Annotated in this window: 19 protein-coding genes; 12 read left to right on the plus strand and 7 right to left on the minus strand. The window is 59.2% G+C overall.

Annotated features, from left to right (window positions below):
- Window positions 1–819: an ABC transporter permease gene (locus tag DTI93_RS03040; protein WP_154981426.1), complete on the minus strand. Its 819-nt coding sequence runs from the start codon at window positions 817–819 to the stop codon at window positions 1–3.
- Window positions 816–3,206 carry a cache domain-containing protein gene (locus tag DTI93_RS03045; RefSeq protein ID WP_227449700.1) on the minus strand — a complete coding sequence of 797 codons (2,391 nt, stop codon included), beginning with the start codon at window positions 3,204–3,206 and terminating at the stop codon, window positions 816–818. The genes DTI93_RS03040 and DTI93_RS03045 overlap by 4 nt, the downstream gene beginning before the upstream one ends.
- 86 nt (window positions 3,207–3,292) lie before the next feature.
- On the opposite strand from DTI93_RS03045, the gene DTI93_RS03050 reads away from it, so the two are divergent.
- Together DTI93_RS03050 and hisI are read left to right on the plus strand one after the other, a co-directional pair.
- Window positions 3,293–4,141, plus strand: coding sequence for a folate-binding protein YgfZ (locus tag DTI93_RS03050; RefSeq protein ID WP_249079615.1), 849 nt, complete (start codon window positions 3,293–3,295; stop codon window positions 4,139–4,141).
- Between the two features lies 1 nt (window position 4,142).
- Complete coding sequence (hisI, locus tag DTI93_RS03055) at window positions 4,143–4,565, plus strand: phosphoribosyl-AMP cyclohydrolase (RefSeq protein ID WP_081563179.1); 423 nt, start codon at window positions 4,143–4,145, stop codon at window positions 4,563–4,565.
- Window positions 4,566–4,629: 64 nt separating this feature from the next.
- Here the strand turns inward: hisI and fghA are convergent, their stop codons facing one another.
- Together fghA and DTI93_RS03065 are read right to left on the minus strand one after the other, a co-directional pair.
- Window positions 4,630–5,481 (minus strand): S-formylglutathione hydrolase, encoded by an 852-nt coding sequence (fghA, locus tag DTI93_RS03060; protein WP_373364567.1) that lies wholly within the window; start codon window positions 5,479–5,481, stop codon window positions 4,630–4,632.
- Window positions 5,481–6,602: an S-(hydroxymethyl)glutathione dehydrogenase/class III alcohol dehydrogenase gene (locus DTI93_RS03065; RefSeq protein ID WP_081563478.1), complete on the minus strand. Its 1,122-nt coding sequence runs from the start codon at window positions 6,600–6,602 to the stop codon at window positions 5,481–5,483. Before DTI93_RS03065 ends, fghA begins: the two co-directional genes overlap by 1 nt.
- A 119-nt stretch (window positions 6,603–6,721) precedes the next feature.
- On the opposite strand from DTI93_RS03065, the gene DTI93_RS03070 reads away from it, so the two are divergent.
- The 3 genes from DTI93_RS03070 to DTI93_RS03080 all read left to right on the plus strand — a co-directional run bounded on the left by DTI93_RS03070 (window position 6,722) and on the right by DTI93_RS03080 (window position 9,137).
- A complete protein-coding gene (locus tag DTI93_RS03070; protein ID WP_086431419.1) occupies window positions 6,722–7,597 on the plus strand; it encodes a bestrophin family protein in 876 nt (291 codons plus the stop codon).
- Between the two features lie 88 nt (window positions 7,598–7,685).
- On the plus strand, window positions 7,686–8,258 hold the full coding sequence (locus DTI93_RS03075; protein ID WP_227431438.1) for a CarD family transcriptional regulator: 573 nt from the start codon (window positions 7,686–7,688) through the stop codon (window positions 8,256–8,258).
- 78 nt (window positions 8,259–8,336) lie between these two features.
- Window positions 8,337–9,137, plus strand: coding sequence for an SDR family NAD(P)-dependent oxidoreductase (locus DTI93_RS03080; protein ID WP_081563181.1), 801 nt, complete (start codon window positions 8,337–8,339; stop codon window positions 9,135–9,137).
- A 48-nt stretch (window positions 9,138–9,185) separates the two neighbouring features.
- Here DTI93_RS03080 and DTI93_RS03085 read toward each other — a convergent pair whose 3' ends face one another.
- The 3 genes from DTI93_RS03085 to DTI93_RS03095 form a co-directional block, all read right to left on the minus strand.
- Window positions 9,186–9,830, minus strand: coding sequence for a YceI family protein (locus DTI93_RS03085; protein WP_043560048.1), 645 nt, complete (start codon window positions 9,828–9,830; stop codon window positions 9,186–9,188).
- Window positions 9,831–9,901: 71 nt separating this feature from the next.
- A complete protein-coding gene (locus DTI93_RS03090; protein WP_249079618.1) occupies window positions 9,902–14,125 on the minus strand; it encodes a translocation/assembly module TamB domain-containing protein in 4,224 nt (1,407 codons plus the stop codon).
- Complete coding sequence (locus tag DTI93_RS03095; protein ID WP_249079620.1) at window positions 14,125–16,230, minus strand: autotransporter assembly complex family protein; 2,106 nt, start codon at window positions 16,228–16,230, stop codon at window positions 14,125–14,127. The genes DTI93_RS03090 and DTI93_RS03095 overlap by 1 nt, the downstream gene beginning before the upstream one ends.
- Window positions 16,231–16,425: 195 nt before the next feature.
- On the opposite strand from DTI93_RS03095, the gene DTI93_RS03100 reads away from it, so the two are divergent.
- The 7 genes from DTI93_RS03100 (at window position 16,426) to DTI93_RS03130 (ending at window position 26,662) form a co-directional block, all read left to right on the plus strand.
- A complete protein-coding gene (locus DTI93_RS03100) occupies window positions 16,426–17,385 on the plus strand; it encodes a 1-acyl-sn-glycerol-3-phosphate acyltransferase (RefSeq protein WP_043560044.1) in 960 nt (319 codons plus the stop codon).
- A 51-nt stretch (window positions 17,386–17,436) separates the two neighbouring features.
- The gene (gene miaB / locus DTI93_RS03105) at window positions 17,437–18,822 is read left to right on the plus strand and encodes a tRNA (N6-isopentenyl adenosine(37)-C2)-methylthiotransferase MiaB (protein WP_081563185.1); all 1,386 of its coding nucleotides are present in this window, start codon (window positions 17,437–17,439) and stop codon (window positions 18,820–18,822) included.
- Entirely contained in the window at window positions 18,819–19,922 is a 1,104-nt protein-coding gene (locus DTI93_RS03110) for a PhoH family protein (RefSeq protein ID WP_249079623.1), read from the plus strand. Before miaB ends, DTI93_RS03110 begins: the two co-directional genes overlap by 4 nt.
- Window positions 19,894–20,382 carry an rRNA maturation RNase YbeY gene (ybeY, locus tag DTI93_RS03115; protein WP_086431423.1) on the plus strand — a complete coding sequence of 163 codons (489 nt, stop codon included), beginning with the start codon at window positions 19,894–19,896 and terminating at the stop codon, window positions 20,380–20,382. Before DTI93_RS03110 ends, ybeY begins: the two co-directional genes overlap by 29 nt.
- A gap of 57 nt (window positions 20,383–20,439) precedes the next feature.
- Window positions 20,440–21,324: a hemolysin family protein gene (locus DTI93_RS03120; protein WP_081563187.1), complete on the plus strand. Its 885-nt coding sequence runs from the start codon at window positions 20,440–20,442 to the stop codon at window positions 21,322–21,324.
- Between the two features lie 87 nt (window positions 21,325–21,411).
- Window positions 21,412–22,068, plus strand: a complete 657-nt coding sequence (locus tag DTI93_RS03125) for a thioredoxin domain-containing protein (RefSeq protein WP_043560036.1) — start codon at window positions 21,412–21,414, stop codon at window positions 22,066–22,068.
- Window positions 22,069–22,114: 46 nt separating this feature from the next.
- Window positions 22,115–26,662, plus strand: a complete 4,548-nt coding sequence (locus DTI93_RS03130; protein ID WP_249079624.1) for an AAA family ATPase — start codon at window positions 22,115–22,117, stop codon at window positions 26,660–26,662.
- The last annotated feature ends 36 nt before the right edge of the window (window positions 26,663–26,698 follow it).

Here is a 26,698-nt window from a genome sequence, read left to right on the forward strand (position 1 = left end):
TCAGAAGCTCCCCAGAATGACGTCGATCACCACATTGATGACCAGAATGGACATGATGCCACGCGCAAAGCCCCGTGGCATGAAGGTTGTCAGATTGTCCTCTGCCGTCACATCCATGCCAGACAGACAGCAGCACAGACCGACACAGGCCCCGCTCAGAAGAAATTTCAGAGGAATCCCGATATAATCACCCGGCTGCATGCTGTTGATCACATCGAAAATGAAAGACCAGATGGATGACGTGACGATTCCTTTCATCCAGCAGGCCACATACCCCATGCCCAAAGCGATGACGCTGAAAAAGGTACCCAGCGTGACCCCGCCCACCGTCGTCGCAATGGTTCGTGGCACGACAAGTGCCAGAAACGGATCAATGCCCATGCCATTCAGGGTCTTGAGCCGCCCGCTGGTTGTCAGAGTGCCCATTTCCGTCAGCATCAACATGCCAGAACGTCCCAGAAGAATGACGCCGACGAGAATGGGCGCAATTTCCCGCAGCAGGACGCTGGAGAGAAGGCTTCCGGTCATCTGCGACATGCCAGCAAAACCCAGCCAGTAAACAGCCTGCGAAACCAGCCCCAACCCCGTGATGACGGCCACCACCACTACGCTGAAAAAACCGCTACCTACCAGCTGACGCAGATTGCGACGAAACTCGATGATGACCGTCCGACGCCATGAGCTGGGGTGCAGCATCTCATAGACGACCCCCCATGCAGCCCCGATCATGATGAGGAAGAACCGGGGCTGGGACCGGGCAAAACGGCCCAGCATGGCCAGGCCACTATTAATGACGGCAAAGCGCTCGGAGAAATTCATGATCCCCCTGCCGCCGTGTTCTCACTCCTGCCTGCCAGAATGTAGCTGTTGGAGATCCCATTGTTGGGCAGGAAAAACTCTCCCCTCAGACGGAACAGGAAAATGCCCTGCAGGGCCTGATAGGCTCGCTCTGAGACCTGTATCTGCCCCCCATCAGGAGCATTGTGGGCCAAGGCTTCTGCCATGGTGAGCCCCTCTCCCCACAGATTGAAGATGTCCCGTCTCTCCCCAAAATAGGCAACAAGGACAGGCCCGACGTCAATCCCGATACGGAACATGAGCTGCGTGTTCATCTGGGCAATGACCATCAGGCAGGCTTCCCTGATTCCGATGGCTGCCTCTGCAAGATGGACGGCCCCCTCCGCATCAACGTTCTGGGAACAGCTGCCCAGGAAAATGAACCGATTCCCCGCCACCTGGGCCGAAAACAGACCACGCTCCCTGGCAATGCCTTCGATCTTCCCGCCAAGTTCGGCCACCAGTTCCAGCATGGCCTGGGCAGCATCGCGGTTGGAAGAATAAGCCTCGGAAAATTCCAGAACCATGATGGGCACCGTCGGATACAGGCCGGGCATGGGCGGTGTCCTGTCGGTTTCCTCTTCCGGATGAATGAGAAAGCCCTCGACAATACGCATCTGGGGTCTGGGGGACCGGCCAGCAGAATCGGCCATGGTGACAGGCCCGCCCTGAGCCTGCGCCGCCTTTTTCTCTTCCTCCTGAACATGACCGAAACGGACAGCCAGAATCGAAGCGATCAGACCAATAACACGGTCCGCCTCACCCAGCTGGTAGGGGTCCTCCAGCATGATGGCGCCCACCGGCCGGTGCTCTTCCATCACAGGCATGAAGAAGAGATGTCTGGCTCCGATCATCCGCATGACCACACGCTGAAGGCTCTGGAAACGCTGATCCTCCTCCGCATCTGGCAGATCAACGGCATGGCCGCTTTCCAGACATTCAAAGACGCCAGAGTGACCGTTTCTGGTCAGCTCCATGCCCGAACCGTGAGCATCCCTGCCACGGTCGAACATGTCCTCACACAGCAGCCTGTCCCCATCAGCCAGCAGCCGCCAGATGCTGGCCCGGCGTGCTACGGCACGTTCGGCCAGAGCCTCGCAGAAATAAGGCTGTTCCTGCTCTGGATCGAGCAGACCTTCCATGTTGGTGATCTTCAGAAGGACCGCATTGTCTTCCTTCTTTTTTTCATCAAGCACATTCAGGCCGGTCTGCAACCGTTCAACCCGCCGTCCCTGATAGATCAGCCCCATGGCGAGAATCAGCGCCAGCCCGACAATCACAACAGAAAAATAAACCGCCTGTTTCTGCACGGCATGTGTAAAACTGGCAAAGTCACTTTCAGGCGCATTCAGCAGCAGCACCCACGACCTCTTGGCCAGCGGCATGGCAGAGGCAATGGTAACATAGTTCTGTCCCCTGGCATGGACCATGCCCGTACCATCTCCCATGACACGAAACACATTGAGCGCCCGGACGAACACCGGCTGTGTCTTGGGGTCCAGATGGACATTCTCCGCATCGAAACCTGGCTTGCCGACATCCAGCATGTTGTGGCCCGCAATCACATGACCGCTCAGATCCACGATCACAGCCTGTCCGCTCTTGCCGACCTTGAGGCTGTTCACGAAGCGTGTCAGCTGATTCAATGAAATGCTGATGGCAAAAACGACGTGCCGTCCATCCAGTGTCCTGAAGGCCATGGAGGCCGTGACGATGAACTGATGCGTCGAGAGATAAGGATAAGGGTCGGTCCAGAACAGGCGCCGGTCCGGTGTCCTGTCCTCAAACCGGAGAGCCCCCTTGTACCAGGGGCGCAGCCGTGGATCATACCCTTCGGCAGAAAGCCTGTCCGTAGAGATGAAGCGGCCATCCTTGTCGGTGACCCTATGGCGGTAATAGGGGGCCCCGTCTTCTTCCTGAAGAGTCGTTTCCTCGTACTGCCCTTCCCGCCGGGCAGACATCCAGAAATGCCCCTGATCATCAGCCAGATAGAAACTGTCCACATGCGGAATGCCCCGCAGGACAGAGCGCCCCAACGACATGAAGGCACTGGCATTCGCCTTCATGTCATCACTGGCCAGCATTCCACTGGCCATGAAGGAAATACCCGTCGCCGGAGAGAGATAATGGCTGACTTCTTCCGTAATATAACGCTGCTGGCTTTTGAGCAGATTCCGCGAAAGGGTGATCGCCCCCTCCCGCATGGTCCTGTACGTGTAGAGCGTGACAACTCCGATGGTCATGATGACCAGGATCACGCCAAGGATTGGCCCTATGAACTGAAAAAGCTGCCAGCGCCGCCCTGTCGTATCAATGGCGGGATCTATGATCTCATCTGTCGGCAAGGCTCTAGAATCCCCCTCGGTCATCCGGTATCCCGAAATGATACCTTTTATGCCATGCTGGAATAGGGCGAAGGTCCCTTTCTTTTGCCACCACTATCATGCGGACACTGATGAAGCGCAACCATCTTTCACGCCGTTCTGTCATTTCACTCACAGGAAATGAACGGACCAGCTTTCTGAACGGCCTCATAACCAATGATGTACAGGCCCTTTCACAAAACGGAACCGCATGGGCCGCCATGCTCAATGCCCAGGGACGCATACAGACGCTCTTCTTCCTATGGAAAACTGAAGAGGCTCTCCTTCTCGACCTCCCGGAGACTGAAACGGACTCCCTCCTGAAAACCCTGCGTCGCTTCAGACTGAGAGCAGACGTACACATGGAACGGATGGACGCCACCATCCTGACAGGAGCGCCGGAAACCCCACGGCCGGACGGGGCACTCATCCATGCTGCAGACCCCCGGCATCCAGCACTGGGCTGGCGGGCCATCATTCCAGGCTCTCCCGCCAATGATGAAGCCGTCCAGCAGAGAGAAGCCGACGCCCTGCTTGCCCGGCGCCTTCAAACCGGTATTCCGGGAGATGAGGATATCGTCCCCGGCCAGACACTGGTGCTGGAGGCCAACATGGACCACCTCCATGGCGTATCATGGACCAAAGGCTGCTACCTGGGGCAGGAGGTCACCGCTCGGACCCATTATCGGGGGCTCATCAAGAAACGGCTGCTGCCGGTACGGTCTACCGATGGCCAGCCCCTACCCGATGAGGGCGCTGTGACACTGGACGGACAGGAGGTCGGTGAGCTCAGGTCACATGCCGGTCAGCACGGGCTCGCCCTGCTACACCGTCGGGCCTGGAACACCAGCGGGCTACAGCTGGACGACCACCCCATCACGCTGGACTGGCCTGACTGGCTCCCCAGAGATACGGAACAGACCCAAGAAAAGGACTCCTGACATGCCCTGGCAGCCTATCACCGATCCTACCCTGACAACCCTGCTGGATGAAGTTCATTTCAACAGCCGGGGCCTCATCAGCGCCATCGCACAGGATGAAAACGGCGAAGTTCTCATGCTGGCCTGGATGAACCGGGAGGCCCTGGCCGAAACATTGGCAACAGGGCGGGTCTGCTACTATTCCCGCAGCCGGAACACACTCTGGCGCAAAGGAGAAAGCTCCGGGCAGGAACAGCACCTTCTTGCCGCCGCTCTGGACTGTGATGCGGACTGTCTGCTCCTGACCGTCCAGCAGAAAGGCGTTGCCTGCCATACGGGTCGCCGCAGCTGCTTTTATCAGTCCCTCACCCCTGCCGGTTGTGTAGAGCTGACCAGCCCGGCCATTGCTCCTGAAGAACTTTACAGCACGAAAAAATCATCCTGATACAGAAAAGCCCTTTCCGACCCGAAGGTGGAAAGGGCTTCAGCCACGCCATAATCATGAATGATCAGAGCAGGCCTTCGGCATGATGTTTGAGATGGTCCTGTATGAAACTCTGCACGAACCAGTAAGAATGGTCATACCCCTCATGCCGCCGCAGTGTCAGGGACTGCCCAGCCGCCTTTGCCGCCTGTTCCAGCCGCTCCGGCTGCAAACGGGACAGGAATTCGTCATCCAGTCCCTGATCGACCAGCAGCGTGCCCGGATGGGTCATGCCGGCCTCCAGAAGAAGGCAAGGATCGTACTGCGCCCACTCGGCCTCGTGCCCGCCAAAATAGGCATCCGTCACCTTATGCCCCCAATCCACCTGCGAGGGTGAAGAAATGGGAGCAAAAGCTGACACAGTCTGCCACGCTCCAGCATCACCAAGCGCCACAGCCAGAGCCCCCATGCCTCCCATGGAATGACCCATGATTCCACGGCGTCCGGCCATGATGGGAAAATGCTCTTCCACCAGAGCAGGCAGCTCCCGGCGCACATAGGAGCCCATGCGATAATGGGCCGCCCATGGGTCTGTCGTGGCATCGACATAATAGCCGGCACCCGTGCCCAGATCATAGGCATCATCTTCCCCGGCCACGTCTGCACCCCGTGGGGATGTATCCGGCGCCACCAGGGCAAGGCCATGGTCCGCCGCATGACGGATGGCGTTGCTCTTGATGAGGAACGTCTCCTGCGTGCAGGTCAGGCCCGCCAGAACATGAATGGCAGGCACACGATCACCAGCAAGCGCCTTTGCCGGAAGGAAAATGCTGACACGGGCCGGTAACCCAAGTTCCTGCGACTGGTGGGAGAGGAAGTGTACCTCCCCTCCACAGCAGGGATGACGCTCAATCAGTGTGAATGGATTCCTGCCCATCATAGCCCGTAATTCACAATGTTGCGGATGCCTTCGCCACGCTCCATCATCTCGAAGCCCTGGTTGATGTCATCCAGTTTCATCTCATGGGTGATGAGATCATCAATGTTGATGCGCCCTTCCATGTACCAGTCCACGATCTTCGGAACGTCAGTCCGGCCACGGGCCCCCCCGAAGGCAGAGCCGATCCAGCGGCGACCTGTCACGAGCTGGAAAGGCCGCGTGCTGATTTCCTGCCCTGCACCGGCCACGCCAATCACGCAGGACACACCCCAGCCGCGATGGGCACTTTCCAGCGCCTGACGCATCAGGCTGACATTACCCACACACTCGAACGTATAGTCGGCGCCGCCCCCCGTCAGTTCGATGAGATGACCAACAAGATCACCATTCTCTCCCAGATCCTTGGGATTGACGAAATCCGTCATGCCGAATTTACGGGCAATGGCCTCACGCTCGGGGTTGATGTCGACGCCGATGATGCGGTTTGCCCCGACCATTTTGGCTCCCTGAATGACATTCAGGCCGATTCCGCCCAGACCGAACACCGCCACGGTGGAGCCGGCCTCGACCTTGGCCGTGAACAGCACGGCACCAATGCCGGTCGTCACGCCGCAGCCGATGTAGCAGACCTTGTCGAACGGAGCATCAGAACGGATCTTTGCCAGGGCAATTTCCGGCATGACCGTGAAATTGGCGAATGTGGAACAGCCCATATAATGGTGGACCGGCTTTCCCTTGTAAGAGAACCGTGTCGTGCCATCCGGCATCAGGCCTCTGCCCTGCGTACTGCGGATGGACGTGCACAGGTTGGTCTTGCGGGAAAGGCATGACGGACACTCACGACATTCCGGGGTGTAAAGGGGAATGACATGATCACCAGGCTTGAGGTGCTTCACCCCGGCACCGACCTCACGGACAATCCCGGCTCCCTCATGCCCCAGAATGGACGGAAACAGACCTTCAGGATCCTTGCCGGAAAGCGTGTATTTATCCGTATGACACAGCCCCGTGGCCATGATCTCCACCAGCACTTCCCCATCCCGGGGCCCTTCCAGCTGGACGGTATCAACAACCAGCGGTTTGCCTGCTTCAAGAGCGATTGCGGCGCGAACGTCCATTTTCATTACCCCTTATTAATTCTGTCTGTCGCTGTTTCTGCGGCCCGAATTGTGCCACAGAATGAACGGGCTTCAAGCCCTGACATATTCACCACTCGCCATGTGAGGAATCTGCCACCTTGATCATCAAACGCCGCTACGGACTTTCCATACTCTTCCGGGAGATACTCCCCCCTCTGGTCATCCTCACAGGATGGGACTGCGTGGTGGTCATCCTGTTCCAGATATTCCATCAGGAATGGATGGAACAGCCCGCCCTTCCCTTTTCTCTCATGGGGTCAGCCCTGGCCATTTTTCTGGGAATCCGCAACAACGCCGCCTATGCCCGCTGGTGGGAAGCCCGCACCCTGTGGGGCGCCATCACCAACAACTGCCGCTCTTTCGGGCGAGAACTGGAGTCCCTGCTCGGGGGGCAGCCCAGCCTGGCCCGGGCCATGGCAGCCTATCCCTATATCCTGAAATCCTCACTGAGCGGCAACGAGCCGGACAGCGCCATCCAGGGCCTGCTGGATGCGGACACCTACCGGTTTGTCTTCTCCTGCACAAATCCGGCCAATGCCCTGCTTTACAGAATCGGCCAGAAGGTCCGTACCCTGGTTGAGGAACGGCACATAGACGGAGCCGTACATGGTACGGTGGACCGTATCCTCTCCGACCTCGCCAATGCTCAGGGCGGACTGGAACGCATCCGCAACACGCCCCTGCCCGTGCAGTATTCACTTCTGCCAAAAGTCATCACGCATCTCTTCTGCATCCTGCTGCCCCTGTCCGCCGTGCAGACCCTGGGCTGGATCACCCCGCTGGGCTCCAGCATCATTGGCGTGCTCTTCCAGATGCTGGACCGGAGCGGGCAGAACCTTCAGGAGCCTTTCAAGGTCAGCCCCCATTCCCTGCCCATGCTGACAATGAGCCGCACGATCGAGCGGGACCTGCTCCAGCCACTGGGCATGGAATATCACCCATTGCCACAGCCCCGCTTCGGGCAGATGCCATGACAGACACCCATGGAAGACCAGTTTCAGGTTCTGCAAGACATATTCCCGTTTTTCTGCTATCCTCCCCGCCATGAACAACAGCTTCAGAATGTCCCAGAAGGGTGGTGTTACTGACGAGATGGCCCGCGCCGCCGCCGAGCACACTGCCCGTCAGAAAGACCCAGAGCAGGAAAAGAATCCTTTCCGCGAGGGTGATGCCATCGTTTACGCCGCCCACGGCGTAGGCCGGGTTGACCGTATCGGCGAAGAAGAGATCGCCGACACGAAGATCGAAATGATCCAGATTTCTTTCCCCGGCAACCAGATGACACTGCGTATCCCGCTTGCCAAGGCCCGCAAATCCGGCCTGCGCAAGATCGCCACGCGCGAGATCGTGGACAAGGCCATGTCCGTCATCAAGGGCAAGCCGCATGTCAGCCGTGGCATGTGGGCCCGCCGCGCCGTGGCCTACCAGGAAAAGATCAACTCCGGTGATCTTGTCCAGATTGCGGAGGTTCTGCGGGACCTGCGCCGCAATGTGGACAGCCTTGACGGCAGCTTTTCCGAACGTAAACTTTTCGAAGCCGCTCAGGAACGCTTCGTCGCCGAGCTGGCTGTACTTGAGAACAAGGATCCGGCCAAGGTTCTTGAAGATCTGACCCAGACCATGAAGAACGCCTGATCCCTCAGCCCCTCCCTCAGACCTGTCTCTCCGGGAGGGGTGCTTCCTCCAGAACCCTGACGGGAAAGGTTAGAGGTTATGTCCACAACTTCATCAAAGCGTTTTGCAGGGCAGAAGGTCCTGATTACCGGTGCCTCCCAGGGAATCGGTGAGGCTGCTGCTCAGTATTTCGCCAGACACGGGGCACAGGTAGCCATTAACGGACGCAAGGAAGACAAGCTGCGGACCGTTCTGGAAACCCTCCCAAAAGTGGCTGGCGGCGAGCATGTCATCGCTGCCGGTGACATCTCCAGTGAAGAAGCTGTCGAAAGCGTTTTCCAAAAGAGCATTGAAGGCATGGGGGGCCTTGATATCCTCATCTGCAATGCAGGCTATCAGATTCCCTCTCCCTCCGAAGACGTGAAACTGGCCGATTTTGAAGGTGTCATGGCCGTGAACGTGACAGGCGTCATGCTCTGTTGCCGTGCGGCCCTGCGCTATTGGCTGAAAACCGGCGTGAAGGGGCGAACCGTTGTTAACTCCTCCGTCCACCAGCTGATCCCCAAGCCTCATTATCTGGGCTATTCAGCTTCCAAAGGTGCCGTGGGCAACATCGTCCGTACCCTGGCTCTGGAATATGCCTCCCGTGGAATACGGTTCAACATCGTCGCACCCGGCGCCATCGTTACGCCGATCAACGATGCCTGGGTGAACGATCCCAAGCAGTATGAAGCAGTTGCCAGCCACATCCCTATGAAACGTCCCGGCAACAGCGACGAAATCGCTACGGCCATGGGATTCCTTGCCTCTGAGGAAAGCAGCTACATCACGGGCCAGACACTCTATGTCGATGGTGGCCTGACCCTTTATGGAGATTTTGAACACAACTGGTCATCATAAGACCAGAGACGGCTCCGGCGCAGATGTTCCGCCGGGGCCGTCTGCCTTTCACCTGTCATCCGATCCTGCTGGAACGGCCACGTCCTGCCGTTCAAAAGCGGCAGCGATCCTCAACTCAACTTCATCGCTGACATACGGAATGAACATCCTGACGCCAAAATCGCTGCGTCTGATGGTCGCTGTCGCATCAAAACCGACCGTATATTTCTTGTCGAGCATATTGACGCCCGCCCCAAGGAAATGAACACGCAGCGTCTCAGGATGCGTGATGCCGTGCAGTGTCAGGTTGCCCGATACGAGGGCGTCATTCGGTCCCGTCTGTTTGACACTGACAGAAACAAACTCAGCCTTGGGAAACTGGCCCGCCGCCAGCCATTCGCTCCCTTTCAGCTCCTCCATCAGTTTGCTGTTTGTCGTCAGGACAGAAGACACCGGCACGGAAACGGAAAGGCTGGAGGCTTCCGGCTGGCGGGGATCCAGCCGAAGCACACCAGAAGCCCCGGAGAAAAGCCCTTCAAACACGGAAAAACCGAAATGCAGCACGGTAAAGCTGACCTGCGTATGCTGGGGCTCGACCCTGTAATATCCCGGCTGGATCTGGGATGCATCCGTCACGACCTGTGCAGACGCCACTGCCGGAACCGAGCAGGAAAGAGCAATGGCCGTAAAAACAGACCGTAATGAGAAACGCATGGCAGGTCCTTCCCCTGTAAAAACGTGTGGCAGACTGAAGCCTCTGCCTCTTTTCTCTACAGGAGCAGGCTCTAATAATCTATCCCATAGGAGAGCCCGACGCTGGAGCCCGGATCATTCTCCGGAGTTGTAAAGCCTGTCACCTGTCCACCAGTGCCGACTGTCGTGTTCAGCTGCAACCGTTTTGTCAGATCAACCTTGACCTGCGCCTGCGCCCCCTTGCCGGACAGACCTTCCTTGGCACCGACATAGACACCCTTCATCACATATTTGCCTGCCTCCACACTGGCAGCCCCCTTGCCCACGCTGTTGCCCCCACCAATAGCCAGATGGTCCAGCCCCAGCGTGCTGCGGACCTTGCCCATCGGGTCAAAAGCAGAGCCACCACCAATCTGCACGATCGCCAACCCCAGAGATGCCAGCTGAGTTGAAGAAAGAGAGTTTCTGTCCGTCCCGAAAAGCAGGATGGAGAGGACCTCATCACGCGGACGGCTCGGATTGGAGACAAAATCAATCTTCGGATCACTCGCATAACCACGCACGAGCAGGCTTGCCAGAGTCCCATTGGCGTTGCGGTCCGCTCTGAAATCGATTGTCGGATCAAGCCGGTGGGCCGCACCACCACCAGTAAAGCCAACCTGCCCATGTGTGAAATTGAGATTGATCCCCGCCAGGTTGAAATTGCCCCTCTTCAGATTGATCCCGCCTGTCAGCAGGGGTGCCGTACTCACACCACCTATGTGCAGCTTGCCCTGCATCTCGGCAAACAGGCCATGCCCCCTGACGAACAGTCTGCCAGGAGAGATGAAATCAATATTCAGCCCCACGACCAGTTTCGGCTCCGGTCGGGGAGCCTCCCTGGCCTCTTCCGGCGTGATGATCTCCAGTTGCGGCACCGAAGCCGGCATGGAATCAGGCAGGGTGATCGAAGCCTCCGGCACCGTGATGTTACCCTCGACATCAAGCCTGGTCGTAGCCTGACCATGAATATGCAGATGACTGTTGATAAGCTCCGTCAACATGTCACTCTGTATCGGCTGGGCCTTCTCCATGAGGAACTCCAGGTCAACCGGCAGACCAGGCCGCAGGACACCCACCTGCCCCTTCATCCCCAATGTTCCCCGCCCCGCCCGGGCCGTGACATGATCCAGAACCAGCGTATCCCCATGAGCCATGAGCACGGCATCAATGGCCTGAAGATGCACCCCCTGAGCATAATGGTCGAACGAACCGCCATGCAGCTGCACACTCCCATCGATGCTGGGCTGCTTCATGGGACCTCTGATGCCAAGGTCGAGGCTCATCTGCCCACCGGCCGCCATGCCATCCGTCCCCAGAAACGCATTGGCAACCGACAGGACCAGCCGCCCTTTTGCAGCAAGGTCCATATCCCCTGCTGGCGACAGCGGCACACGGCCTGTCACCAGCAGGGCCATCGGCTCACCGGCACGCAGCTCCGTCCGCAGCTGGGCCTGTTTCCCATTCAGATCAGCCTGAACATGCAGTCGTCCCGCCGGGAAGGACGCCGTCGGCTCACTCATCAGGCGCAGGTCTGTCCCATCCAGCGTAATCCGGCCCGCTGGAGCTGCCAGACTGCCCTTCAATCTCGCTGAAGCAGCGAATTCACCTGCGGCATGAAGAGACGGAACAAATGGCTCTGCCAGGGCAGGTGTGACATGCTCCAGGCTGGCTTCAAGAGCCATCTCTGGCTTGAGACTACCATTCAGCATTACCCGTGCGGCAACACCATGAGGAGGCTGGACTTCAAGAGTCAGGTGGTCAACTGCCATGGCTGGCCCGTAATGCACAGTCACCGGCCGCAGGAGACGAAGGGTTTCACCTTTCAGAACAGCAGACAGTCTGCCCAGCTTCACGGCCTGCCCCGGAATGTCAGCCTGCGCCAGAAGCCCAAAACGGGCCGGAGCTTGCATGACATGCTCAAAAAGACCATCAGCCTGAATCCCCAAGGCTGTCTGTGGTCCTTTCACCCGCATCTTCAGGCTACCCGTCATGTCATTGACCTGCAGACCAGAAAGCTGGAAAGACATGTCCGCCACCGGGTCTTCCTGAAGATGCTGAAGCTCACCCTTCAGGCTCGCCATTTTCACGGCATAGCCATTCGTATGAAACTGGCCATCCAGCGCCAGAGTCAGGCGGTCAGGCGCTGGAGCTCCCGCAAGCCCTTTCTCCACCCCCGGTACCGTATGCAGACCCAGCTGGAGATGCCCGGCCATTGGCCGCCCCAGAAGACGGCTGAAACCATCCAGCCGGGCGATCCTCAACTCCACATCACCCCACGGGATGCGCTGCCCGGTCGGCAGAGCCAGGGCGGCCCGCCCCTGAAGATCCTTCCACGCCAGAGTATCAAGGTCGGCCACGACCTCGCCATCATCCTTGCGGGCAAACGTCATGTGCAGCTTCAGGGGCGCACGGTCCAGCGTGCCCTGCATCTGCACTGTCCCCTGCGGCCGGGAGGGAAGATGGGCCAGGTCCAGATGGATATCCACCGGCGCCATGGGCAGGGAAACACCAGGATGCACAACCCCCAGCATTCCTGCCAGATGGGCCTGTGTGGCAAGGTCCGTCACCGATCCTTCCACTCTGGTCTCCAGCGTGGCCTGCCCTCGCAGTGCCTCATGCAATGCGGACAGATCAGACAGGGCCAACCTGAGCGAGGCAGACACTACCTGCTGTGGGTCCAGCTGGCCTTTCCCTTCCAGCCGGAACGCTTTCCCTCCCAGAAAGAGCTGGTCCAGCTGGAGCAGACCCCCCCTGTCCCGCTTCGCCTGAAGGCGCAAGGCTCCCTGATCTCCGATCAGGGCCACTGCCTGTGCCGGGCCTTCCTTCAGGCCAAAATGCCCCTCCAGACGGGCCGTCATGTTGCCCGGTGCCCCCAGAGGAACGCTGAAGGCCCCACCAGCATGGAACGATCCGGCCAGCTTCTGGCCGAGCAGAGCAGCAAGTTCCGGCAACCGACCCACATCCAGCTGCATGTGTCCGTCCAGAACCGAAGTCATCGTTCCCGTAACATTCAGCCGTACCGCATCATGTTCCAGATGCACCTCATAGGGCCTGTCCACCCGATAGGGCTGCACTGTTGCTGCAAGAACCAGCGGAGCCTCCGCCAGCATGGCTGGGGCTTTTCCAGGTACCCGGACACCATCAAAACGTGCGGACAGGGAAAGCCTGCTTTCCCTGTTCTGCCCTCTGATGACCTTCCTGAACGTCATGGCATCCCGTGCCAGAAGGGCCTGCAGGCCACCTCCCTGCCCATCAAGCTGGAGATGCAGATGCCCTGCCCCGGTCCCTGCTGCCATCAGATTCACGCCATCAAGCCGGATAGTGCCATGAGGGTCCAGCATGGCGCCATCCAGAGCGGCAGCCAGATCAAGCTTCTCCCACCCCATACCGGGCAGAACCGTCATGGGCGGCGCATGGACATCCAGTGTCAGGTCATTCTTCAGATGGACAAGGTCGAGACGACCTTTCAGCAGGGCCGTCAGGGGGCTGTCCTGCTGGGTAGCAGCCCGGACATCCAGCTTTACGGCCAGTGCCCTGTAAGGCCCATGCAGGGAGAGATCGACCGAAAGAGGATCAAACACGGCCAGCCCGCCCGGCGAGGCTGCAAATCCCTGAGCATCTTCATCATAATGCAGCTGGCCATGTGTCCTGTGCCGCCAGGTTTGCAGATCAACCAGAAGATGGGCCGGCCTGTCGAGACGCTCTGCCTTCACCCAGAGCCGTAGGGCCGGCATTTTCTTGAATGAGGGCATACGGGTCAGCGCACTGAGGCTTTCCAGCCGGGCCTTGCCTTCAATCTTCAGACTGGCCGCCTGCCCGAACACAGTCGGCCCGACTGTCAGCAGGGAAAGGCCCAGATGATCGACCCGCACCCCCCAGTCTGGCAGACCAGTTGAAGGTTTTTCCTGCGCCTTCGGGTCCGGTGGGAAAGCAGGATTGCGGACATAGGCCAGCTGCTCCGCAGAGAGGTGCCGCACATGGACCTGCTTGTGCAGCAGGGACAACAGGCCGAGCCGGAGGTCCGCATTCCGCCCTTCCAGCCATATGCCCTGCGGGTCCCGCAGAACCACATGAGACAGCGCCAGATGCCAGGGCAGAATCCCTTCCATCCCCTCGACCTGAACCATGCCGCCTGACCACTCTGGCAATTTCTGCTCCACGAACCGTTTTGCCGGTGGCAGATTGATACCCACCAGCAGCACGGCCACCAGCAGGCACACACATCCCAGAAAGACGACGGCGTAACGGAGAATCCTGCGTCCCAGCGCCAGCATCAGAAAGTCTCCCCAAGGCCCAGATAGAGTTCCCACTTGTCACCACGGTTCGGCCGGTTGATCGGCATGGCCACATCCACACGAACAGGGCCGATCGGCGTGAAGTACCGGACACCCCCGCCACAACCGACACGCAGTCTCCCATGACCAGGCATGGAATTGCCACTGACCTGGCCTGCATCCACAAAGGCCGCCAGACCGAAATTCTTTGGCAGACGCTGCCGGAACTCCACTGTCCCGGCATCCATGCTCGTCCCGCCTATGGCATATTTGGTCGTTCCATACTGAGGCCCGACCCCCTGATAGCGGAAACCACGGATGGACCCCGGCCCTCCCGCATACAGACGCTGATCCGGCGGAAGATTCCAGGTGGAAGCCCCCTGGATCGACCCTATCATGACACGCATGGCAATGACGCTGGAGCCGGGCCTGGTCAGCCCCAGACGGGCCAGATCGAAATAGGTGGAAGCCTGCATGTTCATGGGAATGAAGAACGAGGTCTTGTGCTCCAGGGAAACAGATGGCGTCACACCCAGCGAAACACGGAAACCATGCGTCGCCGGTTCAATGGGGCTTGAGCGATGCGTCCCGTCATAATCCAGCTTGATGGGAACAGAAGCAATGAAATACTCCGCCTTCCTGCCAAACTGGCGGATATGTTCCTGCTCCAGCGTCATGCCTACACTGCCAGAAAAATCCTTCCACAAGGGGCGTTCCACACGCCCCTGAACCAGAAAAGCCGTCTGCCGGTAGGAATAAAGAAGCTGACGTATGGCTTCGATCCGGAGGTCAAGCGACTGGCTGCGCTGAAGGAAATCCGGCTTCATGAAATCCACATACCCGTCATAGCCAAGGCCCTGCTGGGCTGTTCCACCCAGCCCCGTGGCCATGGCAGCAACACGCAGCTGCTCACCACGGCCCAGCAGGTTCCTGTGCAGCCATGAAACGCCGGCACGCCCGCCAAGATCGGTCGAATAACCGACATCACCTGTCAGACGGTGTCGTTTGCCTTCGCTGAAATCAAAATCGATTGGCAGCGCCCCCTCCACTCCGGGAGGCAGAGGCTGTTCCGCCATTTTCTTCCCAGCCGACTTTTTCCCACCGGGGGCAGGTTTCTGACTGGGTAGGGGCAATACCTTGTCCCCATTCTTCTGTATGACCGAAGCAAACAGCCCCGTACTCCCCAGATCGAGACGTGCCTGCTCCAGCACGGACGGTTGATACAGCTGCCCCTCCCTGAGCAACATGCGGCGTCGGACATAATCCGGCTTCACACGCTCCAGCCCCTTCAGCGTCATGGGGCCAATGACCAGTTTGGGGCCCCGCTTCATCCTGATCTGCACATCGATCTGCTTCCGCTCCGGATGCAGGATGGCCTGAGGCGCCTGCACGTCGGAAAGCCCGTAGCCTTCTTCCTGAAGATATGTCAGCAGGCGGCCCTGTATGGCCAGCACATCCTCTGCAACAGCAGGGGCTCCCTCCTTCAGCCCCAGGCTGCTGCGCTCCCCCTCCGAGAGAGAAAGAACCTGCCGCACGGAAGGCTGGTCCGCCTTTTCCTGTTTCCCATCCGCAGCCTTGCCAGCCGTCCCCTGGTCATCACCATCTTCCCCGACAATGATGATCCGCCCAACCGTGAACTGCTCTCCCAATACAGCTCCCAGATGGATCGTGACCGCCTCTCCCGGCTGCACGGACGCCAGAAAACCAGCCAGATCCGGCGCACGGCCATCCACGGTCCTGCCTCCGGCCTCCACACTGATCCTCACATGCCCGCCATAATAACCACGCGACTGCAACGCCCCCTGCACCCGCTCATAATCAGCCCTTATCCGGCCAGCGAGAGCATATGGACCAACACTGCGTGTAGCCTGAAGACTGACCAGCTGGGACGCTGCCGCCATGCCATCCGTGACGGCCTTGTCATCAACCGGTTCAATCTTTGTCGTGTAAGGCAGGGCGTGCCGCACCAGTTCGTGCACGACAGGCATGCTGTCCTCACCCCATACCGGCATGGTCTCCCACCCCAGCACCACCACACACAACAGTAGCGTTGCAATACGCTCCGACCGTTTCCCCATCCTGCCTGCCAAATGATGACTCGTCATTTTTCCCGCTGATTCAACCAGTTCCGGCATATATTCCAGAACACTGGCTGTTCCGGCCCCTTATGACAGACAGTTCTGTTCTAAAAAAGTTTCTGTTCTGTCATATGAAGCATTCTTCACTGTCACGACAGGAAGATCGCCCTATCCTGCTGATAAAGATTGTCTCTCTTCCATAAAATGCCTATCTAGACGACTATGTCTGTTGCAGAGCCTCACCCAACAAAAAAACGAAAGAGCCATCGGCCGGTTTTCGACCCGGACCGTCTTTTTGCCGAGCAGAACCGTGCCTTGCAGGATACATTCACGGACCGTCTGCGGGCCCGCCTGCGGGCTGGTGCCCTGCTGGCTTGGGCTGCTGCCGGGTGCGTCGGGCAGGGGTCGTGCCTGCTCATGCCCGGCAAAATGTTCCGCCGGTTCCCTCTCTTTTTCTGGAGCGTGGCCTGCCGCATCCTCAACCTGAAAGTCCGCACGATCGGAGAGCGGGCGGGGTCCCTCACGCCACGGGCTGATGGACGACGGGTCATCTACGTGGCCAACCACTGCTCATGGCTGGACGTGCTGGTGTTGGGGAAAGTTCTTCCGGCCTTCTTCATCGCCAAACAGGAAGTCCGCCACTGGCCTGTCATCGGCTATCTGACCTTCCTTGGCCGGACAATTTACATCAACCGCAACCGGCAGGAAGCCGGACAGGATGTCGAAAACGTCATCAACCAGCTGCGCAAAGGGTATGACATCGCCTTTTTCCCGGAGGGTACGACCTCCAAAGGCAATGGTCTGCTGCCTTTCATGTCGTCACTCTTTGCCATTGCGAAACCAGTCCGCCGCCCCAGTGACCCGGCCACTGACGATCACCCCTCCTGCATCATCCAGCCCGTCACGGTGGCTTATGACCAGCTGGAGGGCCTGCCCGTAGGGCGGCACAGACGGTCTTTCGTCTTTTCGTGGTTCGGAGACATGGATTTTGGCCCCCATCTGATGGGCCTTGGCAAGTGGCGCTCCATGCGGGCCACTGTCGTATTCCATCCTCCCATCAAGCCGGAGGATTACCCGTCCCGCAAGGCCCTCTCCAATGCTGCACGGGCCGCCATCGAACAGGGCAGCGAAGACCTGCGGCAGAACCGTCTGCAGGATATCACCCCTTCCACCCGCTCATGACCTGCTTCTTTCTTTCATAGCCCGCTGATTCACGGACAGACTGCGATCATCATGCAAGAACAGATTTCCACCTCCCCATCACGGGGCCTGCACATCATCACATGGGGCTGTCAGATGAATGTCTATGACAGCGCCCGTATGGCGGATGTTCTGCGTCCGTTGGGTTACAGCCCGGTGGACCTGCCCGACAATGCGGACATGATCATCCTCAATACCTGCCATATCCGTGAGCGGGCGGCCGAGAAGGTCTTCTCGGAACTGGGGCGGCTGCGCCAGATCCGTGAGGCCCGCAAGCTGGAGGGGAAAGAGACCCTCATCGCTGTCGCAGGATGCGTGGCACAGGCAGAAGGCAAGGAGCTTCTGGCCCGGGCCCCCTATGTGGACCTCGTGCTTGGCCCGCAGACATACCATCGCCTCCCGGAGATGGTCGCCCGCATCGCCCGTGCCGGTGGCAGCGTGATTGATACGGATTTCCCCGTTGAATCCAAATTCGACCTCCTTCCGGAGGAAGCCGCCCCGCAGAATGAAGGCAACCTGACCGCTTTTCTCACAATCCAGGAAGGCTGTGACAAATTCTGCTCCTTCTGCGTGGTCCCCTACACCCGCGGGGCCGAGACAAGCCGCCCTGTCGCCTCCATCCTGGCCGAAGCCGAACGGCTCGTCGCCAGTGGTGTCAAGGAAATCACCCTGCTGGGACAGAACGTGAATGCCTTCCATGGCGACTGGAACGGCGGCACGGCCTCCCTGCCGGAACTGGCCGCCCTCCTGCATGAAAAGATTCCAGCGCTCAAACGTCTGCGTTACATAACGTCCCATCCCAGGGATATGGAGCAGGCACTGATAGATGCCCACCGGAGCAATCCCATTTTCATGCCGTACCTCCACCTGCCAGTCCAGAGCGGGTCCGACAAGGTGCTGAAAGCCATGAACCGTGGCCATACGGCTGATGAATACCGGGAGATCATCAGACGTCTGAGAGAAGCCCGTCCTGACATAGCCCTGACATCCGACTTCATCGTCGGTCACCCCGGCGAAACAGATGAGGATTTTGAAGCCACCATGCAGCTGGTGCGAGATGTACGATTCGCCAGTGCCTACAGCTTCAAATACTCCCAGCGCCCCGGCACGCCTGCTGCTGGACAGCCTTTCCAGGTGGCTGAAAATGTGAAGGAAAAACGGCTTGCAGCCCTTCAGGCTCTTCTGCGAGAACAGCAGGATGCATTCAATGCTTCCCTTGTCGGTACGGTTCAGGATGTTCTCGTCACAGGCCACGGTCGCAAGCCGGGGCAACTCAACGGACGATCACCCTATCTTCAGCCTGTCCATTTTGAGGGCTCCCCCTCCCTGATCGGCGAGATCGTCAAGGTTCGCATTACAGCGCCCTTCACCAATTCCCTTGGTGGCCACCTTCATGAACAGGAAAGCACAGCCATTTGAGCCGCTCCGCCCCAGCGTCCTTTTCTTCCGGTCAGGAAGGACACCGCACGACGACACTCCGCTTCGAGGACAATCATCGCCTGCAGAAAGTCCTCGGGGACCATGACCGTCACCTCATCCGGCTGGAACAGGGAACCGGCACGAGACTGGTCTGCCGCGGCAACCGTGTGGCCATTTCCGGAGAGACGGATGCCGTCAATCGGGCGCAGGCCGTCCTCCAGGCGCTCTACCAGCAGGCTAGCAAAGGCGTGACACTGGATGGAGACCAGGTTGATGGCGTCATCAGGCTGACAGCCCTGCCATCCCATCGCCGTAGCCCACGCCGCCCCACAGCTGAAGAAACTGCTCCACCCATGGATGCTTCCTCACTGGACAATCTCCCGCATATCCAGACAAAACGTGGAGCCATTGCTCCCCGCTCCCCCGGACAGAGCGCCTACATGAAGGCTCTGGCCAGCAAAGAGCTTGTCTTCGGCCTTGGGCCTGCGGGTACAGGCAAGACCTATCTGGCCGTGGCACAGGCCGTTGCCATGTTCCAGGCAGGACAGGTGGATCGCATCATCCTCTCCCGCCCTGCCGTTGAAGCCGGAGAAAGACTTGGGTTCCTGCCCGGCGACATGCGGGAAAAGATCGACCCCTATCTGCGCCCCCTTTACGATGCCCTCCACGACATGATGCCCGGTGACCAGGTCTCACGCCGCATGGCCAGTGGAGAAATCGAAGTGGCGCCACTGGCCTTCATGCGGGGACGGACACTGGCCCATGCCTATGTCATTCTTGACGAGGCCCAGAACACCACCCCTGCCCAGATGAAAATGTTCCTGACCCGCATGGGGGCTGGTACCCGCATGGCCATTACGGGCGACCTGAGCCAGATAGACCTGCCGCGTGGTGTGACATCCGGCCTGCGGGACGCCGTGGCCACGCTGGAAGGGGTCAAAGGCATTGCTGTCTGCCCGCTCACGGCAGCCGATGTTGTCCGCCACCCCCTTGTCGCCCGCATCGTCGAAGCCTACGATCAGAAGGGTGCCGATGCAGCGGCCAACCCCTACCACTCTTACCGGACAGATGATGAAACGCCCCGTTACTCCCCACGCTGAGGTTCTGGTTTCTGATCCACGCTGGCGGGCTGCATTGGGAGATGTGGAGCGGCTTGTCCGACAATCCTGCCAGATGGCCCAGCGCTATGGGAATGTCTTCCCTCAAGGCAGGCCGGGCCCTTCATTCGTCTTTACGGACGACCGCCACATCCAGCGGCTCAATGCGCAGTTCCGCAGCAAGAACAAGCCAACGAATGTCCTGACATTCGAGCCCCCTGCTCCCATGCTGGGTGGAGACATCATCCTTGCTTACCAGACCATGCACCGGGAGGCGTTACAGGCCCGCAAGAGCCTCCGGGCCCATACGGCACATCTGATCGTTCATGGCCTGCTCCATCTGGCCGGACATGACCATCATCATCCCGGTGAAGCCCGGCAGATGGAAGGGCTGGAAACTTTCATTCTCTGCCGGATGGGGTTCGGCGACCCATGGAGGCCACGCCCTCACTCCCGCCGCTGATCCCTGAAAAACCGTCACATTTTTCTTCCGCCCGCAAATAGGAACGTTCCGCACCCGATGAAACTTTTCCACCGCAAGGCACGCACAAAGACCATAAGGCAGCATATTGCTGACCTCGTCCGGGAAGCCGCCAGTCTGGGGAAGACCAATCCTGACTCTCCCGAGCTGGACAGGCAGGAACGGGCGCTCATCATGAACGTACTGCGCCTGCGTACCATCACCGCTGATGACGTCATGATCCCCCGGGCCGACATCATCGCCATGTCGGATGATCTCTCCTTTGATGAGGCTCTGGGACTGATGCGGGAGGAAAACCACTCCCGAATGCCCGTCTACCATGATGAGCTGGATGACATCGTCGGGATGATCCACGTCAAGGACCTTGTCGCCCATATCGGTACGAAAGAACCTTTCAACCTGCGTTCCCTTCTCCGCCAGCCTCTGCTCGTCGCACCCAGCATCCCGGTGCTGGACCTCCAGCTCCAGATGCGTCAGCGCCGTACCCACATGGCGCTTGTCATTGATGAATATGGCAGCATCGATGGCCTTGTGACTATTGAAGACCTCATCGAAACCATTGTTGGCGACATCTCTGATGAACATGACGAGCCGGTCACCACACCATGGTTCAACCGTCCCGATGGCACGATCGACCTTGATGCCCGGCTACCCGTCAAGGAGCTGGAAGAGCGCCTTGGCCCTGTTCTGACACGGGAGGAACGGGAGGCAGAAATCGAAACTGTCGGTGGTCTTGTCTTCCATCTGGCCGAGCATGTCCCGGCCCGTGATGAAGTGCTGGTTCATCCCAGCGGGCTGGAGTTCCGGGTGATCGATTCCGATGCCCGGCATATCCTGACCTTGCGGATGCGTGTCCCCGCCCACCTGCGGCGGCAGCCGGAAACGGCGGACGGGCAGACACCCTCCACCGGCCCATCCTCTTGACGGTACCACCTCTCTTGCCGTTCATGGCAGGATGAACCGTTGACCGATACCGCACCGTAGCCTTTCCCCCAGAACAAAGGAGCCGTCATGACCTCCCACCACCCATTTTCACGCCGTCATTTTCTGACCAGTGGTTCTGCCCTGCTGGCAACCGGGCTGACTGCCGGCACCCTCCTTGCCCAGAGTCCCGCTCTGGCACAGACACAGGCTGCCGCACCGAAAGACCCCCGCCTCTCTCCCCGCATCATCGGTGATGCCAAGGCTCCCGTGCTCGTTCAGGAATGGTTCTCCCTGACCTGCACCCACTGCGCCCATTTTGCGACGGACATCTTCCCCCAGGTCAAGGAACAGTTCATCGATACCGGGAAGATCCGTTATCAGTTCCACGATTTCCCACTGGATCAGGTTGCCATGATTGCTGCCATGGTGGCACGCTCCCTGCCTGAAGAACGTTACCTACCCTTCATCAGCTCCCTCTTCTCCCGCCAGATGCAGTGGGCCTTCTCTGGTGGAGACCCGGTTGCCCATCTCAAGCAGGAGGCTGCCCTGGCCGGAATTGCCCCGGATGAATTCGACAGGATCAGCAAGGACATGACCTTCGGGCAGGAACTGTATCAGCTGACCCAGCAGGACGGACAGACCTACGACATCAAGGGAACACCCTACTTCCGCTTCAACAGCACACCATTCGCTCAGGACCCTGAGACCGTGGAGAAATTTGCCGAGCTCGTCAGCAAGGCCTGATCCCCTCTTCCGCTTTCCTCCATCGCCACAGTCCACACGGGGTTCAATGACACAGCACAAGGCGATCACGACCCGCCTCGATATTGTCGGCTTCAAAAGCTTTGCTGATGAGGTCCATCTGGACATCCTGCCGGGCCTGACCGGCATTGTCGGCCCCAATGGCTGCGGCAAATCCAACATTGTCGAGGCCCTGCGCTGGACGATGGGGGAAAGCTCCGCCCGTGCCCTACGTGGTGGAGAGAGCGATGACCTCATCTTTGCCGGGACAGGCAGCCGCCCGGCCCGCAATCTGGCCCGTGTCACCCTCCATCTTGGTGCGGCTGCCGGTCTTGCGCCGCCGCCCTTCCAGCAATCGGAAGAGCTGGAAGTCTCCCGTCAGGCAGAACGTGGTGCGGGCAGCACCTACCGCATCAACAATCGTGTCATGCGGGCCAAAGACGTACAGACCATCTTTGCGGACCTGTCCTCCGGTGCCCGCAGCTCATCCATCATCAGCCAGAACCGTGTCAGCCAGCTCATCGCTGCCAAACCGGAAGAGCGTCGCCTCCTGCTGGAGGAAGCCGCCGGGATCACCGGCCTGCATGTCCGCCGCCGGGACGCTGAGCTGAAACTGCGTCAGGCTGAAAGCAATCTGGAACGGGCCGAAGAGCATCGCAGAACGCTGGACCAGCAGCTCAGCAGCCTCTCCACCCAGTCCGAACAGGCCCAACGCTACCGGCAGGCATCAGAGGATATACGCCAGCATGAACGGTCTCTGCTCATCCTTCAACATGCCAGAGCCGAAGAGCTCGTCCAGAGCCGCCGGGCTGCTCTGGAAAAAGCCAAAGAAGCCCTGGCCAGAAATGAGCAGGCTCTTCTGGATGCCAAAAAGCATGTCGAACTACAGGCAGAAAAACGCCAGCAGGAAAGCGAAGCTCTGGCCACGCTCCGCCAGCGGCTGGAGCAGTACCGCATCCATGTCGGCGTAGCAGAAGCTGCCCTCCAGCACATGCAGCAGGCCTCGGCCGACCATGCCAGACAGCGGGCCCAGCTGGAAGATGATCTGGCCCGACAGAAAAAAGAGCTGAGCCAGCTGGAAGAACAGCAGGCTCAGACCCGGCTGGCACTGGAACAGATCATGGACCAGCAACGGGCCACCGCCACGAAGCTCCCTGCGCTGGAAGAGACGATCACGGCCCTGCAACAGACAGAAGCCACCCAGCGGGCCGACCATGCTGCGCTGTCATCCCGTTATCAGGATGGAACACTCCAGCATGAACGGCTCCAGAGCCGCCAGCAGGAGCTGGCACGTCAGATTGCTGATGACAGGGAAAACCTCAACCATCTGGAAATCGAACTTCAGGCCATCGAACAGGACTGCACCCGGGAAGCAATTGCTGATCAGCTGCGCCAGCAGGTCTCCGCCAGCATGGAGGAAGCCAGCAGCTGCGAACGCAACGCCCGGGAGGCCGAAGCTCATTTTCAGGAACAGAGACTTCTCACCGACCGCACACAGCGTGATCTGCATGAAGCCAGAACCCGGCTTGAACAGCTGCAACAGCGTGAAAAAGAACTGACCCAGGCAGTGACCAGGCAGCAGTCCCGTCTGGAAACGGAACGAACCCAGAAGCAGGAAATCAGACACGGCCTGCTTGACAAGACCGCAGAAGAGCGGTTTCAGGCAGCCTGTCAGACCACACGGACACTGGCAGAACAGACCGCCCTTGCTGAAAAAGGTCTGATACAGAAGCGTGAACAGGCAGAGCAGCTCTGGCTCAGCGAGCAGGCTGCGCTGGAAAAATGCCAGCAGCGCCGCGAATTTCTGCAACAGGACGTCAAACGCCTGACCGAACAGCTGGCAGACCAGCAGGCACGCTCCACAGCAGCGCAGGCCGCTCTGAAGGACGCCCTTGACCGTGCGATCAGCATCGAAGAGCTCGATGGCGCACGGACCCGTCTCAACATGCTGGCAAAGCAGATCAACTCCCGCCTCGAAGCCATCACCCAGACCGAAGAACAGCACAATGCTCTTCTGGAACAGGAAAAAGAGGCACGGCAGGCCCTGCAACAGATCGAAACGGACCGGCTGCGTTACCAGAGCGAGCATGAAGGGCTGCAAAGCACCCTGCAAGGCAGTATCCTCGCCATCCCCCATCCCGTACTGGAACAGCTGGAAATCCCGGACGCCCTCATCAGGGCCGTTGCAAGCGCCCTGACAGATGGGCTGGAAGCGTCTCTCCCCCCTGAGGGAGAACCCCTGACTGATACGCCACGGCAATGGCGCCCTCTGCCCCCGCTTGGGAAACAGACACCCGCAGTCAAGGCACTGGCGGCCCTGCCCAGTCTGGCATCCCTTATCAATATACCGGCTCCACTTGAGCGGGCTTTCCGGGCCATTTTCCTGCTGGAAAAGACTGAAGACGGCCCTGCCCTCCACCACTATCTTCAGCCTGGTCAGGCCCTCGTCACAAAAGAAGGGGGCCTCTGGCGCTGGGATGGTTTCATCCGCCAGCCCAACACGCCCACGGCAGAAATGGTACGCCTCCAGCAGGCACAGGCCCTCAAGAAGACCGCTGCCGCCATTCAGACACTCGACCAACAGCACGCTGTCCAGAAAGCTGCCGCCGACACACTGCACACACAGTGTGAAACACTGGCACAGGCACTGGCAGAACAGCGCCAGTCTGCCCAAAACGAACGTGACGAACAGGCACGGCAGAAGCACCAGCTGGAAGGGCTTACGGAACGCCATGCCTTCCAGCAGGAGCAGATCTCCCTTCTCCAACAGGAAGCCTCCGGCCATGAGGCACAGCAGAACCGGACAAAGTCACAGCTTGCTGCGGTACAGTCAGAGCTGAAGGCCCTTCCCGTTTCAGACAAGGCCGTCTCCGACGCTGCGGCAGTACTCCAGACCATCCGGGATGAAGAACAGTCAGCCCGACTAGCCTCTGAAGAGGCCCGCTCCCAACACCAGAAAGCTGAAAACGAGCGACAACAGGCCCTGTTCAGGAACGATGCCCTGAAGAAACAGCTCGCTGAACGGACACAGACCATCGACCAGCTGGAGCAGGACATCAGGGAGCTGAGCGGACAGAAACAGACCGTACTGGACACACAGGCAAAGATCGACCTTCCAGCTCTTCAGTCGGCTCTGAAAACAGCAGAAGACGCACTCCATCATGCCCGACAGGCCGCAGCGGAGGCCATACAAAAGGCCGAAACAGTCCGCAAAGAGGCCACACGACAGGAACAGGCCCTTCAGGAGCGAAGCCGCCTTCTGGCTGGCCTGCAAGCCCGGCGGGAAAGCCTCCAGCAGCAGATCCAGACCCTGAAAATCACTCTGGAAAAACGCCTGACTGATGAGGCAGCCTGCCAGAAAAATCAGTCCGATCTGCCGGACATCGCCATTCTGAAAGAAGAACTCGACCGGACGAAGGCCGGGCTGACCAGCACCACGGATGCCCTTCAGCAGCACCGGGCAGACCATAACACCCTGTCGCAGACTCTTTCCCTGTTAAAAGAACGACACGGGCATCTGCTGACGGACAGCCAGAAACAGGCCGACCGGCATGCCCAGCTCCAGACCCTCACCAAGGACCTGACGGACCGCCACGCAGCCCTGATGACGGCCACCCCGGAGCAGGCGGAAGACTGCAGCCTTGCCCGCCATGAAGAGCAGCTCCAGAAGGATATGGAAACGCTCAGAACGCTGGAAGAAGAAGAGAAGGTCTTCACCAATCACCTGGCCCAGACCGAAGCCACCCTGCATGACCAGCAGGCCCTGCTGGACCACCACAAGGATGGCAGCAGCCGCTACCGTGAAGACACCATCCGGCTTGGTGAACGGGCCGAACAGGCAGAAGAGGCTCTGGCTCTCCTGCGCCATGATTCCCCCCTGCCAGACAATGCCGAAGCCCCGAACACTGTTTCAGCCGATGCTGAACAGGCCCTGCGGCAGGCCCTGAAACGGGCCCTGAAGCGCCGTGATGATCTGGGCCCGGTCAATCTCTGTGCCGAAGACGAGTTCCAGACAGCCCAGAAAGAATCCGAACGAATCGCCCGGGAGCATCAGGACCTCTCAACCGCCATTGCCCGCCTGCGTGGCGGGGTCGGGGCGATCAACCGGGAAGGCCGACAGCGCCTCATGGCCGTCTTTGCGGACATCAATGAGCATTTCCAGAAGCTCTTCACCCGCATGTTTGGTGGAGGCAAGGCACATCTCCAGATGGTTGGCAGCGACGATCCGCTGGAGGCCGGGCTGGAAATATTTGCCCAGCCCCCCGGAAAGAAACTCTCAACCCTGTCTCTTCTCTCCGGCGGAGAGCAGGCTCTCACAGCCCTCTCGCTCATTTTTGCAGCCTTTCACTGCACGCCAGCTCCCATCTGCGTTCTGGATGAGGTTGATGCCCCCCTTGATGATGCCAATGTGGAGCGCTTCTGCACGCTCATCCGTGACATCACCAAAGAAACGGGCACCCGTTTTCTGGTCATCACCCATCACCAGCTGACCATGGCCCATATGGACCGTCTCTATGGGATCACCATGCAGGAACGGGGCGTGAGCCGCCTGCTCTCTGTCAATCTGGATGAAAGCATCCGCATGGTAAATGGTTGACCTTCTCCCATTATCATCAGACAATTAGTGCCCTTT

The sequence above is a fragment of the Parasaccharibacter sp. TMW 2.1884 genome (assembly GCF_023337695.1).
Lineage (GTDB): Bacteria > Pseudomonadota > Alphaproteobacteria > Acetobacterales > Acetobacteraceae > Bombella > Bombella apis.